Raw genomic sequence first — 14187 nt, forward strand, 5'->3', positions numbered from 1 at the left:
GACCCTCGAGGAGGCTGCACATGACCAAGCCGACCACCACCAATACCGGCACCCCGGTCGCCAGCGATAACGAATCGCTGACCGCGGGTACCGAGGGCCCGATCCTGCTGCACGATCACTACCTGATCGAGAAGCTCGCCCAGTTCAACCGCGAGCGGGTGCCGGAGCGGATCGTGCACGCCAAGGGTGCGGGCGCCTACGGCGAACTGGTCGTAACCAACGACGTCAGCCGCTTCACCAAGGCCAAGCTGTTCCAGCCGGGTGCGCGGACCGAATCGCTGGTGCGCTTCTCCACGGTCGCCGGCGAGCAGGGCAGCCCGGACACCTGGCGTGATCCGCGCGGTTTCGCGGTGAAGTTCTACACCACCGACGGTAACTACGACCTCGTCGGCAACAACACCCCGGTGTTCTTCATCAAGGATCCGATCAAGTTCCCCGACTTCATCCGCTCGCAGAAGCGCTTGCCCGGCAACGGACTTCGCGATCACAACATGCAGTGGGACTTCTGGACGCTGCGCCCGGAGACCGCCCACCAGGTGGCCTGGCTGATGGGCGACCGGGGCATCCCGAAGACCTATCGCCATATGAACGGCTACGGCTCGCACACCTATCAGTGGATCAATGCCCAGGGCGAGCGGTTCTGGGTGAAGTACCACTTCAAGACCGATCAGGGCATCGACTTCCTGACCCAGGCCGAGGCCGATCGGCTCGCCGGTTCGGATCCGGACTACCACCGCCAGGATCTGTGGGAGGCCATCGAGCGCGGCGAATTCCCGAGCTGGACGGTTCATGTCCAGGTGATGCCCGCCGACGAGGCCGCGGCCTACCGGTTCAACCCGTTCGACCTGACCAAGGTCTGGTCGCATAGGGACTACCCGCTCATCGAGGTGGGCCGCTGGACGCTCAACCGCAATCCGGCCAACTACTTCGTCGAGATCGAGCAGGCCGCATTCGAGCCGTCGAATACCGTTCCGGGAGTTGGCTTCTCACCGGACAAGATGCTGCTGGGCCGCGTATTCGCCTATGCCGACGCACATCGCTACCGCATCGGAACCAATTACGCTCAGCTGCCGCCGAACCGGCCCCGCGCCGCGGAGGTGAACACCTATTCCAAGGAGGGCGCGATGCGGTACGACTTCAACGCGCCCGAGGTGCCGGTGTACGCGCCGAACTCCTACGGCGGCCCGCATGCCGACGCGTCGAAGGCCCCCGACGAGGCGGCGTGGAACTTCGAACCGGAGATGGTGCGCGCCGGATACATCCAGCACCGCGAGGACAGTGACTGGGCCCAGCCCGGCACGCTCGTCCGCGAGGTCTTCAACGACCAGCAGCGCGACCGCCTGGTGAGCAATGTCGTCGGCCATGTGCTCGGCGGCGTCCGCGAGCCGGTCCTGAGCCGAGTGTTCGAGTACTGGACCAACATCGACCCGGAGATCGGCAAGCGCATCGAGGAGGGCGTCCGCGCCGGCCTCGAGGGCAACGCGTAATCGGATCGAAAAACGAAGGCCCGCGCCGGATTCGGTGCGGGCCTTCGTTATCAGCGGAGCCGCCACCGCTCACTCGTAGTGGCCGCCGACCTTGGCGATCCAGATCGCATCGTCGGTCACCTTGTAGACAATGCGATGTTCCTGGGTGATCCGCCGCGACCAGTAGCCCGCAAGGTCGTGTTTGAGCGGCTCAGGTTTGCCGATCCCTTCGAACGGGTCATTCAAGATCGCTTTGATCAGTGCGTTCGTTTTCCGAAGTACGGTTCGGTCGCGTTGTAGCCAGGATGCGTATTCGTCCCATGCCGTCTCGGAGAAGACGAGCCTCATTCGATCAGCTCATGCTCGTGGCCACCTCCGGACTCGAGCTCCTGAATTGATCTGCGCAGGCGGTCGCCATCGCGGCCACTCAGGAGCTCGACCGTAGTGATCAGCGAGTCGTAGTCTTCCTTTGACATCAGTACGGCATTACCGGCCTTGGACACGATCTCGATCGTGTCGTGATCCTCGTTCACCTGCTTCACCAGCGGGAATAGGTTCTTGCGAGCTTCCGATGCTGTGATCGCGGGTGCCATGATTCCTCCAGGCATAGTGGTACAGAATATGGTACCAGTGCGCTGGGTGGGGCCGATTTCGAGAAATATGAACCCGAATCATTCAGCGCGGCGGCGTAATTCGAGGCCGTCGAGGATCAGGGTCAGTTCGGTGTCGAAGTCGGTGTCTCGGGTTCGGGCCGGGTTGGTGTCGCGGGGTTCGGTGTAGCGCTTGTGGGTGCGGGGGTAGGGGCTGGAGGCTGAGCGGCCGGCGGAGAGCAGGCCCTGCATCCAGTCGTGTTCGTCGAGGCCGCTGCGGGCGATGGTGGTCAGCATGGCGGCCTCGGTGGAGGTGGAGCCGACGATGTAGCCGAGGATCGTATTGGTGGCGCGGTCGGCGGTCTCCTCGTCGAAGCCCGCCGATTCCAGGATCGTCAGCAGTCCCTCGGACAGGCGCATCATGTTCGGGCCGAGGTAGCTGAGCCCGGCGGTGCTCAGCACGCCGGTGATCCAGGAATGCCGCAGCAGACCGGCGCGCATATCGCGGCCGAGCCGCACGAGCGCCGGGCGCCAGCCCTCGGGGGCCGCATCCGGGATCGTGATCTCGCCGAGCACCTCGTCGATGATCAGTTCGAGCAGTTCGTCCTTGTTGGCTACGTGGGTGTAGAGCGAGGTGGCCCCGGCGTTGAGCTTGGTGCCGAGCCGGCGCATGCTCAACGCCTCGAAACCCTCGGAGTCCAGCAGCTCGATCGCCTCGGCCACGATCTGCTCCCGGCTCAGCGCCGGCGTATCGCGCCGGGGGCGTTGTGGCCGGGTCCAGACCGACGGGATCTCCTGCGCCTTCGCGACCATCGCGGTCTCTCCTCTCCTGTTGCGGTCAGCATAACCGCTGGCGCACACTGTTCGCTCGCACGAACGATGTGCGGTATCGGAGAGGTCGGAGCCGCTTTCAGAGCATGCCCCACCAGTAGAGCAGGCAGGCCAATACGAAGACGACTACGGTTTCCATCGTCGCTCCCAATTCTCTTGGCGCACTTGTCCCCATCATTCCTCGAGATGACAGGCCGTGCCGGAGAGCATGATCACAACGTGGCAACGGACGACGGCTCGCCGTCATTCGACGATGACGATGACCAGATGGCGCGGGCCCTGTCCGGCGGGCACCGGAATCAGTTCGTCGTCGGGGGCGGCCGCCGGTCCGCGGAACCAGGTGATCGGCCGGCGGGAATCGAGGCGATCGAGGACATCGGGCAGGGCGGGTTCGATCTGCCCGGCGCGGACCACGCAGATATGACAGCCGGGGGTCAGCATCGAGGCCCGGCCCTGGCCTGGACCGCCGTCCAGGACGATGGTCGCCGGATCGACGACCGCGCCGGCGCAGCCGGTCACCACGGCGTCGGGCGTATCGGTGGAGCCCAGGGGATGATCGGCCACGACCCGATGTCCGGCGGCCTCGGCCCATGCGGTGAGCCAGTCCAGCGGCAGACCCTCCGGCGCGACGACCGAGTTGGCGTCGTGGGTGGTCAGCGCCTCGGTCACGGCCTCGGTGATCCGTGCCTCGGAGACCCGAACCACCTGGGCGCCATCGTTTTTCACGCGTTCGGCGAACATGTCGACCAGTTCGGCGCGGGCGGCGGGATCCAGAACGGCCGGTGGCCGTCGATGGCGGCCGAGCGTGACCGTGCGCTCGTCGGCGGGCAGTGCCTTGAGGGCATCGCGCACGCGTCGCAGCATCTCCTCGCGCTCGATCATGGCCGCACCTCGGCGGCGGGCGGGAAATGCGAGGATCCGTCGAACCAACCACCAGAACCGCGAGTCGATTGGGCCGGCAGCCTCACGAAAACCTCCAGATCGAGCCGGATCGGCACGGTCCATTCGGCGCCGACCACCGATCCAGAGTAACGGGAGGAACCGGACGGGCGGGTCAGCGCCCCGCGGTGCGGATGTTGCGCAGGAATTCGGCGTTGGTCTGGGTGCCGCGCAGACCGGTCAGCAGCAGCTCGGCGGCCTGGCGCGGTTCGCGACCGGCCAGGGTGCGGCGCATGGACTCGATGGCGGCCAACTCCGCGGGGTCCAGCAGCAATTCGTCGCGCCGGGTACTGGAACGGTTGATATCGACGGCCGGGAAGATCCGGGCGTCGGCGATCTGCCGGTCGAGTTTGAGCTCGGCGTTGCCGGTGCCCTTGTACTCCTCGAAGATCACCGAATCGGCGACCGAACCCGTCTCCACCAGGGCGGTGGCGACGATGGTGAGCGATCCGCCGTTCTCGATATTGCGTGCGGCGCCGAGGAACTTCTTCGGCGGGGCCAGCGCGGCCGCGTCCACACCACCGGACAGGATGCGGCCCGATGCCGGAGTGGCCAGGTTGTAGGCGCGGGCCAGCCGGGTCAGCGAATCCAGCAGCACCACCACATCGCGACCCATTTCGACCAGGCGCTTGGCATGTTCGATGGCCAGTTCGGCGATCGCGACATGTTCGCGCGGCGCGCGGTCGAAGGTGGCGGCGGCGATATCGGCGGGCACGGCGCGGGACAGGTCGGTGACCTCCTCGGGCCGCTCGCCGACCAGCACCAGCATCAGCTGGCATTCGGGATGGTTCTTGGCGATTCCGTGCGCGATCGATTGCAGCACGGAGGTTTTGCCCGCCTTGGGCGGTGCGACAACCAGTGCGCGTTGACCCTTGCCGATCGGCATCGCCAGATCGGTGACGCGCGTGGTCAATTCGTGTGATTCGGTCTCGAGGCGCAGACGATCGCGCGGGTAGATCGGGACGAGATCGGCGAAATGCGGTCGCTTGCGGGCCTGTTCGGGCGACATGCCGTTGACGGTGTCGACGCGGATCAGCGGGGCGAACTTCACCCCCTCGCGTCTGGGGCCGACGATGCCGGTCACGGCGTCGCCGGGCCGCAGTCCGCACTCGCGGACCAGGCGCGTCGGCACATGGGCGTCACGCGGTCCGGGCAGATAGCCGTCGGTTCGCACCGCGGCGTGGTTATCGGAGATCTCGAGTATTCCTGTGACGACCGTCTCCGTATCGGTCGCGTGGTGAATTGTCTTGTCTTGCATGATTTTCCCCCTCGGGAAGGCTATGGGTACGGCGAAAGGCCGCGACCGCGGCAGATGCCGCGAATGGGGATCCGGTCGAACCGGCAACGCAATGCTGCTACCCGAACGTCCGGGATGAATACCTCGTGGGCGGGACCTGGTCCACCTGCGTCCACAAGTCGAAGAACGCTGCCAACGTTAGCGTCATGCTCCACAACACGCAATCCCCTGCGTTTGTTCCCCAATGCCGAGAGCCCCGGCCGAAAAGCGGGCCGGGGCTGGGGGTGAGGGAGAACTACCCCTCCCGCTACTGGCTGGTGATGAGTTCGGCGGCCCTCTCGCCGATCATGTAGCAGGGGGCGTTGGTATTGCCGCCGGTGATGCTGGGCATGATCGAGGCGTCGGCGACGCGCAGATTCTCGATACCGCGCACGCGCAGCTGGGGATCGACCACGGCGCGTTCGTCCACACCCATGCGACAGGTGCCGACCGGGTGATAGACCGAATGCACACGATGGGGAAGTTCACGGCGCAGGGCGGTCTCGTCGCGGTAGGCCGGGCCGGGGGTGAACTCCTCGGTGATATCGCCCGCGATCGAGGAGTTCGCCATGATCTCGCGAATCATCCGAACACCCTCGACGAGGAATTCGGTATCGGCCGGATCGGACAGATAACCCGGATCGATGAGCGGTGAATCGAGCGGATCGGCCGAGGCCAGCCGGAGTTCGCCGCGGCTGCGGGGATAGATCAGCGTCGGGAAGATGGTGAAACCGGCCCGCCGGTCCACCAGATGCAGCTTGTCCTCGTCCTGATTGGGCACCGGATAGTTCCACGGCAGGGTGTGGATCTGCATATCCGGAATGTCGCGTGCGAACGAGGTTTTCACGAAGCCGACGGCCTCGAAGACCGTGCGGCCGAACCACGAGCCGCCGGGCCGGGCCAGTTCGCGGATCAGCCCCGCCGCGAAATGCGAAGGGATGCCGCGATGTACGGCCTTACGCGACAGGAACGTCATCGGCACGAACAGATGATCGTGCAGGTTCTGCCCGACCGGCAGATCGGTATGCACGGTGATCCCCAGCTCGCGCAGCTGTCCCGCCGGACCCACGCCCGAGAGCATCAGCAGCTGCGCCGAGCCGATCACACCGGCCGACACCACGACCTCCTTGGCGGCGCGGATGATCCGCCGCCCGGACTTCTCGAGCACCTCGACCCCGGTCGCCCGCCCGTTCTCGATGACGACCCGCGTCACATGCGCACCCGTCACCACCCGCAGCCCGGAGTCCGGGCGGTTGGTGATGAAGCCGCGAGATGAGCTGTAGCGCAACCCGTCTCGCACGCTCTGCTGGAAGATACTGATGCCCTCCTGGGATTCGCCGTTGTAGTCGGCGATCTGGGGCACCCCGAGAGTGTCGGCGGCGGCCGTCATGAATTGCCGGGCGATCGGTGTCAGTTCGCGCTGGCGGGTCACCTCGATCGGCCCACCGGCGCCGCGCACCTCGCTCGCGCCGTCCTCCCAGTTCTCCAGCCGCTTATAGGCGGGCAGCACGTCGTCGTAGCTCCAGCCCGCGCAGCCCTCGGCGGCCCAGGAGTCGAAGTTGGCCCGGTTACCGCGCACGAACAGCATGCCGTTGACCGAGCTGGAACCGCCGAGCACCTTGCCCCGGGTCATCGGGATCAGGCGATCGTCGGCATGTTTCTGCGGGACCGAGAACTGCTTCCAGGTCACGCGCTTCTTCAGCTGCGGGACCGTATGCACCATGGTGATCATGCCGGGCACGGTCACCAACCGGGTGTCGTCCTTGCGGCCCGCCTCGATCAGGATGACGCTCGCGCCGTCCTCGACGAGCCGCGCCGCGACCGTGGCACCGGCGCTGCCCGCGCCTACGACGATGTAATCGGCCTCGCTGGTATCCGCGATGCGGTCGGTCATATTCGCTACCTCATCTTCGAAGTGGTCCAGGACACACTGTAGAACAAGTTCTAGTCTTGGTGAAGATGTGAACCTTACTTCTAGCCTGGCAGCGGGTTCGAAGGCTTGTGGCGCTGTGTAGAACTCGTTCCACTTCTGCCGGTGCTCGTCGGATCGCACAACCGGGGTGGCCGCCGGAGGCGTCCTATGATCACGGGGTGAGCATTCGCGACATTCCCGTACGGACCCTCTCCGACGAATCCACCACCCTCGGCGATCTGGCCGGGGACAAGGCGGTGCTGGTGGTCAACGTGGCCTCCAAATGCGGCCTGACCCCGCAATACACCGGACTGGTGGAACTGCAACAGACCTACGGGCCACGCGGTTTCAGCGTGGTCGGCGTGCCGTGCAACCAGTTCATGGGCCAGGAGCCCGGCACGGCCGAGGAGATCCAGCAGTTCTGCTCGACCACCTACGGCGTGGATTTCCCGCTACTGGAGAAGGTCGAGGTGAACGGCGACGACCGCCATCCGCTGTATCGGGAGTTGGTGCGGACCACCGACGCCGACGGCGAGGCCGGTGATATCCAGTGGAACTTCGAGAAGTTCCTCGTGGATCGGGACGGTAAGGTCGTCGCCCGATTCCGGCCGCGCACCGAGCCCGGCGATCCGGCGGTGGTCTCGGCGATCGAGGCCGTGCTCTAACTATCCGCGCCGGCGGTAGCGGACCGCGCACGGCTGCCGCAACCGGACCACCATCGTGGAATGGTCGTTGCGGTAGCTGTCCGCGGGAAATGCCATCGGAAATCCTTCCGCAGTACCGCGTCCATTCGCGATGGACACCTGTCCGGGCGGTATTGGAAATCAGTTGCGCAGCACCTGCAATGCCGATTTCTCGAGCCGATCGGCGATTTCGGCATAGGACGCGTAGCCGATGCCCGCACGCACCAGCGCGCCCGCATAGAGCAATTCGAGTGTTTCCACGATATCCGGATCGGCAGCCGGTCCGAGCGCATCGATCAATCGGCGGCGAATCTCGCCGCCGATACGGACGCGCAGATGGGCGACATCGGGATCGGTGCCCAGCAGTGCGCTGGTCACCGCCCCGGCCAGGGCGGATTCGTCGGCGACCAGCATCGCGATCTGGCGCAGTACGGCCACCACCCGCACGGTCGGGTCGGGCGAGTCGCCCGCCGGTGGCGGGGTCGCGGCCAGGCGACGCCAGAAGACCTCGGCGACCAGGTGTTCCTTCGAGGAGAAGTAGGTGTAGGCGGTGGCCGTGCCCACTCCTGCGGACGCGGCCACCATACGGACGGTCAACCCCGCGAAACCCTCGCGCGACAACACCTCCAGTGCGGCCCGGGTCAGCCTCTCGACGGTATCGGCCTGCTTCTCGGTGAGGCGACGGCGAGTGGCCTCCGAATTCACCGCGGGGGATTCGCTGGAAATGGGATCGGACACGTGTCTGGATGCTACTATCGGATGGTCTCGGGGGCAACTGTGAAAGGCTTTTCTATTGTCACTCGTGCCGATTCGATCATTTCCGCTCGCCATTCACGATGTATTCCCCGATCCGCGCGAAGGCGGCCGGGTGCCGTACAACATCTATCGAAAAGCTTTGGACGGAAATAATCTCCGCGAGGTCTCGACACGATTAGGACAGCAGGGCGATACGCACGTGCTCGGCTCACTCTCCGGTGATCGAAGACAATGGGGGACAGGGTATTTCAGGCCAGTGGCAGCTTGGCCGCGAGTCGATCCAGATAGGCCAGGACCTCGGATTCGGATTTGTCCGGCAGGCCGTAGAGCGCGTCGGTGACGCCCGCGGCCTCCCAGTGGGCGAGCCGCCCGGGATCGGGCCGACCGTCCAGCGCCACCACCCGCGGTGCGCCGATGCGGCCCTGCGCCAGCCAGATCTCCGCGAGCAGCCCGAGGCGCTTCAGCAGCAGTTCATGTTCGTAGGGCGTGGTGATCCAGCCGTCGGAATGGCGGGCGATCCAGCGGAAACCCTGTTCGGTTCCGGCGGTTCCGATGAGTACCGGCGGCGTCTGCTGGATCGGCTTGGGCCAGGCCCAGCTCGGCCCGAAGCGCACGAATCGGCCGTCGTAGCTCGCCTCCTGCTGCGTCCACAGCGCGCGCATGGCCTCGAGGTATTCGCGCAGGGCGGTGCGCCGTTTCTCGCCGGGAATGCCGTGATCGGCGAGTTCATCGGTATTCCAACCGAATCCGGCGCCGAGGGTGACCCGGCCGCCGGACAGGTGATCGAGAGTGGCGATGGTCTTGGCGAGGGTGATCGGGTCGTGTTCGGTGGGAAGCGCTACCGCCGTGGCCAATTCGATGCGCTCGGTGACCGCGGCCGCGGTCGCGAGCGCGACCCACGGATCGAGGGTGCGCATATAGCGGTCGTCGGGCAGGCTCGCATCGCCGGTCACCGGATGCGCCGCCTCCCGCTTCACCGGGATATGGGTGTGCTCGGGCACGAAGAACGAGGCGAAGCCGCGCTCCTCGGCGGCGCGGGCGGCCGCGGCCGGGGTGATGCCGCGGTCGCTGGTGAACAGGACGATGCCGAAACGCATGGGCCCGTCATCCTTTCAGTCGTGGCGGGCCGCGGCGATGCCCGCGCGGCGTCCGTAGAAGCTGCCGTCGCCGAGCGAGGCCCCGCTGGCATATCCGCCCGCGCAGATACCGGAGGTGCAGCGGCCCGCGGCGTAGAGGCCCGCGATCGGGTCGCCGGACACATGCAGCACGCGCGAATCGAGATCGGTCCGCAACCCGCCGAGGGTGAAACCGCCGGTATGTTCGCGCAGATCGTAGGCGGCGAGCGGGGTTCGGATCGGCTTGACCCATTCCGGCTTCTTGCCCAGCAGCGGATCCACGCCGTCCGCGGCGTGCCGGTTGTAGACCTCGATCGTGGCCTGTAAAGCGCCTGCGGGGAAACCGATTTCGGCCTCGACCTCCGCGACGGTCTCGGCCACGGAGGCCGGTGGCTGCTGCCGGAAGAAGTGCACGGTGCTCGTGGTGGCGCCCGCGGCCTCGAGCGCCTGCTCATCGATGATCAGATACGCCTTGTTGTGCTGTTCGTTGAGCGTCGCCTGCCCGATGCGGCCGCAGTAGGTGTCCTCGGGGATGTAGCGCTGGCCGCGCGCGTTGACGAGGATGCCGCGGGCGATCATCTGCGGGTCGGCGAAGAACGCGACCTCGGCGGCGTCCATATGCGCCAGCTGCGCGCCGAGCGCCTGCGCGACCCGGATCCCGATGCCGTCGTGCTCCTCGATCGAGGCCACCGGACGGTTGAGCAGCCGCGGGGTGTAGGTCCGCACCATGTCCTGGTTGTAGGCGAAGCTGCCGGTGGCCAGCACCACGCCGCGGCGGGCGCGCACGGTGATCTGCTTGCCGTACCGTTTGGCGGCGACGCCGACGACGCGATCGGTGTCGTCGGTGATCAGACGCTGGATACGCAGGTCGTATTCGGCTCGGACGCCGAGGGATTCGGCGGTATCGGTGAGCGGCTTCATCAGCATGTAGCCGCCCCCCTTCTCGCCGATGACCTTGTTCTGCATCTGCGGCAGGTGGCCGCGCGGGGCGGGAGTGGCGATGGTGTTGAAGGGTGCGGCGTTCTCGCCGCCGGAATACATCAGGCCCTGGTCGTGCGGCGGCTCCCAGCCCGGCTCGCCCCAGAACTCCTCCTTGAACGGAACGCCCTGGGCCACCAGCCAATGGAAATGCTCGACGCTGCCCTGGCAGTAGTCGTGGATCTTGGCCTCGTCCACGCCCGGGCCGAGCGCGGCGAGCAGGAACTTCTCCATATTCTCGGGAGTGTCCTCGAATCCGAGCGCCTTCTGGAGCGGGGTGCCACCGCCGAGATAGATGAAGCCGCCCGACATCGCGGCCGCACCGCCCCAGCCGCCGGTCCGCTCCAGCACCAGCACCTCGGCCCCGGCCCGGGCGGCCTCGATGGCCGCCGCGGCGCCCGCGACGCCGTATCCGGCGATCACCACGTCGGCCTCGTCATCCCAGCCGGTGACGGCATCCGCGCGCAACGGACGCACCGTGGTGGTTTCGGTCATGATCGGTCACTCCTCTGCTTCGCCTGTGCCACAACCTTTCCCACCACACCGTCGAGTGTCGTGCCGGCGGGCCGGCCGATGTGATGGCATATGTGGCGAAGACGCCCGCGCCGCCGGATACCAGTTTCCCGCCCATCAACAGCGGGGCGCCGTCGGGCGTGACGAGCCTGCTCATCGGTCGCTCCCATGCTGTCCGGACACGTGTACGGACTATATGTAGCCGGGTCGATCGAGCGCAATAACTTGTTCCAATTTCTGGCGAAATTACTGCCGAGAACCGAGGGGATGGCATTGCGGTCGACGAGGGTAGTGGGGAAACTATTCGGATCTATCGCCTGCTAGTCGACGTGATGATACTGTCCAGACACATGTCCAGATCAGCGTCTTCCGATGCCGACTCCGGAAGACTGAACTCGTTCTCATTCGATCCTTATGGCCATCGTTTCCACGACGACCCCTATCCCGTCTATCGGCGGCTGCGGGCCGAGGCGCCGCGGTGGCGGTGCGCTGATGCCCGGATTCGCCCCGCATCCCGATCGACGGCCGTCCCGATGTGGTGATCGCACCGGCGCCGACTTCACCTTCGGCGAGCACCGATCGCCGCCGCTCACCGTCGTTCCCGTTGAACGGGACCGGACTCGAAAAGCGTAGGTCGCAAAACAAGAACGTGTTCTACTTGGGAGGTGTCGGCGGTGCATGCTGTTCTAGGGGAAAAGGTTCGGATGCCGGTGGAGATCCGGCGTGCCGATGCCTGTTCGGCCATGTTCGCCGTCGACTCGGCGGCGGCGGGACGGCTGCTGGCGGACAGGGGGCTGGAGCCGGTGCGGTTCGCCGGTCGCGCCCTCTGCTCGATGGCGTTCGTCCGCTATGTCGACGGCGATCTCGGCCCATATCACGAGTTCGCCTTCGCGCTGCTGGTCCGCCGGCCGGGGCACGGCATCGGCGTGTACATCCACTGGCTGCCGGTGAATCAGAGTTTCACTTGCGCGGCCGGGCGGCAGATCTGGGGATTTCCCAAGGAGATGGCCGATATTCGAATCGAGCCCGTCGGCCGCGGTCACCGATGTGCGGTGCGGCTGGACGGTCGGTTGGTGGTGGCGCTGCGGGTCGGCGGGGGCGTGCCGCTGCCATCCGGATTGGGCGGCGCGTCTGTCGATGCCTATGCCTGGGGCGATGTCCTGCGACGCACACCGTGGGTGATGAATCCCGCGGCCGTGCGCGGTCGCCCCGGCGGTGCCCGGATCCAGCTCGGCGACCATCCGGTGGCCGACGAGATGCGCGCGCTCGGCCTGCCGGGCCGCGCGCTGTTCAGTACTCGAATCGGCTTGCTGCGCATGACATTCGAGGAAGCTCAGGAGGTTTGATGACCACGACAGCACTCGTGACCGGCGCGGCCAGCGGCATGGGCCGCATCGCCGCGCAGCGCCTGGCCGCGGCCGGTTACCGCGTCGCCGCGGTGGATCTGAACGAGACCGGGTTGGCCGAAACCGTCCGGCGCGCACCGAATATGCAGACCTATGCCTGTGACGTCTCCGATGCCGTTGCGGTGCGCGCGATGGTGGACAAGGTGCGCGCCGACCTCGGGCCGATCGAGCACCTGGTGCATTCCGCGGGCTATGCCCGCGTGGGATCGGCTCTGACGCACGATGTTTCGGAGATGCAGCGGCTGATCAACACCAACTACATCGGCACCGTCAATCTGTGCCAGGCGATCGTTCCGGCCATGCGCAACGCCGGATCGGGCACGGTGGTGCTGTTCGCCTCGATGGCGGGCTGGTTCGCCTCGCCTGGGCTCGCGGCCTACGCGGCCTCCAAGTTCGCGGTCGTCGGCTACGTCGACGCGCTCGCGCAGGAGCTGCTCGGCTCGGGTGTGCGACTGGTGTGCGTCTGTCCGCCGCATGTGGAAACCCATTTCCTGGACGACATTCGCGCCTCGGATCCCCGAGTACTGGCCGGCCGCAGCGGCATGTCGCCGGAGAAGGTCATCGATGCGGTGGAAAAGGCGCTGGGCAAACGCAAGCCGCCGATCTACCTCTTCCCCGGCGATGCGCACGCCATGGTGCTCGCCCGTCGCCTCGCCCCGAATCTGTTCCGCCGCCTCATCGCTCGCATGGTCAAACCGGAGTTGTGAGCGGGCCTCCCGCCGGTGGTCCCGCAGTCTCTGGCCAATGTTCCGCTCCCGGCACGTGTTTCGCCGGGAGCGGATCGGGCCACATCGAATTACTCAGCGCCCCTTGAACTCTGGCTTCCGTTTCTCCATGAAAGCCCGCGGCCCCTCCTTGGCGTCCTCGCTGCGGAATACCTCCAGACCCAGTTTGGCATCGATCTTGAACGCGTCCAGTTCATGCAGCCCCTCGGTATCGCGCATGGTCCGCAGGATCGCCCGAACCGCCAGCGGCCCATTGGCATTGATCAGCCCGGCGAGCTCGAGCGCCTTGTCCAGCGCGGTGCCGTCGGGGACGACATGACCGATGAGGCCGATCTCCTTGGCCTCGCGGGCGGTGATGTGCCGGCCGGTCAGCAGGATCTCGGCGGCGACGGTGTAGGGGATCTGGCGGGGCAGCCGCACGGCCGAACCGCCCATCGGAAACAGGCTCCACCGTGCCTCGGAGACACCGAATTTCGCGCTCTCGCCCGCGACCCGGATATCGGTGCCCTGCAGGATCTCGGTGCCGCCCGCGATGGCCGGGCCCTCGACGGCGGCGATCAGCGGTTTGGTCAGGCGGCGGCCCTTGAGCAGGCCGGGCATGGTGGTCGGATCGAAACCGCCGCCCTCGCTCATGTTCTCGGCATGATTCTGCTTGGTCATGGCCTCGAGATCCGCGCCCGCGCAGAAGGCGCCGCCCGCACCGGTGAGGATGCAGGAGCGGATCGCCGGATCGTCGTCGACGATATCCCAGGCCTGAACCATCAGCTCGAGCATCTCGCCGGTCAGCGCATTGCGCACGGCCGGTCGGTTCATGGTGACGATCAGCGTGGCGCCGCGGCGTTCGATCAGGGCATGCGGTTCTGTATTGCTACCGGTTTCAGTGGCTGCCGACATTCTCGTCAACCCTCTCTGCTCGGAAATTACCTGCGCTTCCGGGACGAAGTTACCCGGCGGCATTGTCGTAAACAATAACGTGTTCTAGTTTGTAATGTGGTGA

Annotated in this window: 14 protein-coding genes and 1 pseudogene; 5 read left to right on the forward strand and 10 right to left on the reverse strand. The window is 66.3% G+C overall.

Annotation, left to right across the window (positions count from 1 at the left end; translation table 11 throughout):
* The first annotated feature begins 20 nt into the window (after positions 1-20).
* Positions 21-1487, forward strand: a complete 1467-nt coding sequence (locus tag ACIA76_RS29915) for a catalase (protein WP_397156465.1) — start codon at positions 21-23, stop codon at positions 1485-1487.
* Positions 1488-1556: 69 nt separating this feature from the next.
* Here ACIA76_RS29915 and ACIA76_RS29920 read toward each other — a convergent pair whose 3' ends face one another.
* From ACIA76_RS29920 to ACIA76_RS29945, 6 genes are all read right to left on the reverse strand, one after another.
* Positions 1557-1814, reverse strand: a complete 258-nt coding sequence (locus ACIA76_RS29920) for a Txe/YoeB family addiction module toxin (protein ID WP_397156467.1) — start codon at positions 1812-1814, stop codon at positions 1557-1559.
* Positions 1811-2059 (reverse strand): type II toxin-antitoxin system Phd/YefM family antitoxin, encoded by a 249-nt coding sequence (locus ACIA76_RS29925; protein ID WP_397156469.1) that lies wholly within the window; start codon positions 2057-2059, stop codon positions 1811-1813. Before ACIA76_RS29925 ends, ACIA76_RS29920 begins: the two co-directional genes overlap by 4 nt.
* A gap of 78 nt (positions 2060-2137) precedes the next feature.
* On the reverse strand, positions 2138-2869 hold the full coding sequence (locus tag ACIA76_RS29930) for a TetR/AcrR family transcriptional regulator (RefSeq protein ID WP_397156471.1): 732 nt from the start codon (positions 2867-2869) through the stop codon (positions 2138-2140).
* 261 nt (positions 2870-3130) lie between these two features.
* Positions 3131-3769, reverse strand: coding sequence for a lactate utilization protein C (locus ACIA76_RS29935; protein ID WP_397156473.1), 639 nt, complete (start codon positions 3767-3769; stop codon positions 3131-3133).
* 172 nt (positions 3770-3941) lie between these two features.
* Positions 3942-5084, reverse strand: coding sequence for a transcription termination factor Rho, short form (locus ACIA76_RS29940; RefSeq protein ID WP_397156475.1), 1143 nt, complete (start codon positions 5082-5084; stop codon positions 3942-3944).
* 286 nt (positions 5085-5370) lie between these two features.
* On the reverse strand, positions 5371-6996 hold the full coding sequence (locus ACIA76_RS29945) for a GMC family oxidoreductase (protein ID WP_397156477.1): 1626 nt from the start codon (positions 6994-6996) through the stop codon (positions 5371-5373).
* A gap of 197 nt (positions 6997-7193) precedes the next feature.
* On the opposite strand from ACIA76_RS29945, the gene ACIA76_RS29950 reads away from it, so the two are divergent.
* Positions 7194-7679: a glutathione peroxidase gene (locus tag ACIA76_RS29950; RefSeq protein WP_397156479.1), complete on the forward strand. Its 486-nt coding sequence runs from the start codon at positions 7194-7196 to the stop codon at positions 7677-7679.
* Positions 7680-7838: 159 nt separating this feature from the next.
* Here the strand turns inward: ACIA76_RS29950 and ACIA76_RS29955 are convergent, their stop codons facing one another.
* Positions 7839-8402: a TetR/AcrR family transcriptional regulator gene (locus tag ACIA76_RS29955; protein WP_397156598.1), complete on the reverse strand. Its 564-nt coding sequence runs from the start codon at positions 8400-8402 to the stop codon at positions 7839-7841.
* A 118-nt stretch (positions 8403-8520) separates the two neighbouring features.
* On the opposite strand from ACIA76_RS29955, the pseudogene ACIA76_RS29960 reads away from it, so the two are divergent.
* A pseudogene (locus ACIA76_RS29960) lies at positions 8521-8622 on the forward strand (class I SAM-dependent methyltransferase); the annotation flags it as partial.
* Between the two features lie 79 nt (positions 8623-8701).
* Here the strand turns inward: ACIA76_RS29960 and ACIA76_RS29965 are convergent.
* Both ACIA76_RS29965 and ACIA76_RS29970 read right to left on the reverse strand, forming a co-directional pair.
* The gene (locus tag ACIA76_RS29965; RefSeq protein ID WP_397156481.1) at positions 8702-9550 is read right to left on the reverse strand and encodes a TIGR03619 family F420-dependent LLM class oxidoreductase; all 849 of its coding nucleotides are present in this window, start codon (positions 9548-9550) and stop codon (positions 8702-8704) included.
* A 15-nt stretch (positions 9551-9565) separates the two neighbouring features.
* Positions 9566-11041, reverse strand: a complete 1476-nt coding sequence (locus tag ACIA76_RS29970) for an FAD-dependent oxidoreductase (RefSeq protein ID WP_397156483.1) — start codon at positions 11039-11041, stop codon at positions 9566-9568.
* Positions 11042-11733: 692 nt separating this feature from the next.
* On the opposite strand from ACIA76_RS29970, the gene ACIA76_RS29975 reads away from it, so the two are divergent.
* Both ACIA76_RS29975 and ACIA76_RS29980 read left to right on the forward strand, forming a co-directional pair.
* Positions 11734-12405, forward strand: a complete 672-nt coding sequence (locus tag ACIA76_RS29975; protein WP_397156486.1) for an acetoacetate decarboxylase family protein — start codon at positions 11734-11736, stop codon at positions 12403-12405.
* A complete protein-coding gene (locus ACIA76_RS29980) occupies positions 12405-13172 on the forward strand; it encodes an SDR family NAD(P)-dependent oxidoreductase (RefSeq protein ID WP_397156488.1) in 768 nt (255 codons plus the stop codon). The genes ACIA76_RS29975 and ACIA76_RS29980 overlap by 1 nt, the downstream gene beginning before the upstream one ends.
* A 93-nt stretch (positions 13173-13265) precedes the next feature.
* Here the strand turns inward: ACIA76_RS29980 and ACIA76_RS29985 are convergent, their stop codons facing one another.
* Positions 13266-14084, reverse strand: a complete 819-nt coding sequence (locus ACIA76_RS29985; protein WP_397156491.1) for a crotonase/enoyl-CoA hydratase family protein — start codon at positions 14082-14084, stop codon at positions 13266-13268.
* Between the last annotated feature and the right edge of the window lie 103 nt (positions 14085-14187).

The sequence above is a fragment of the Nocardia sp. NPDC051570 genome, from assembly GCF_044454005.1.
Lineage (GTDB): Bacteria > Actinomycetota > Actinomycetes > Mycobacteriales > Mycobacteriaceae > Nocardia.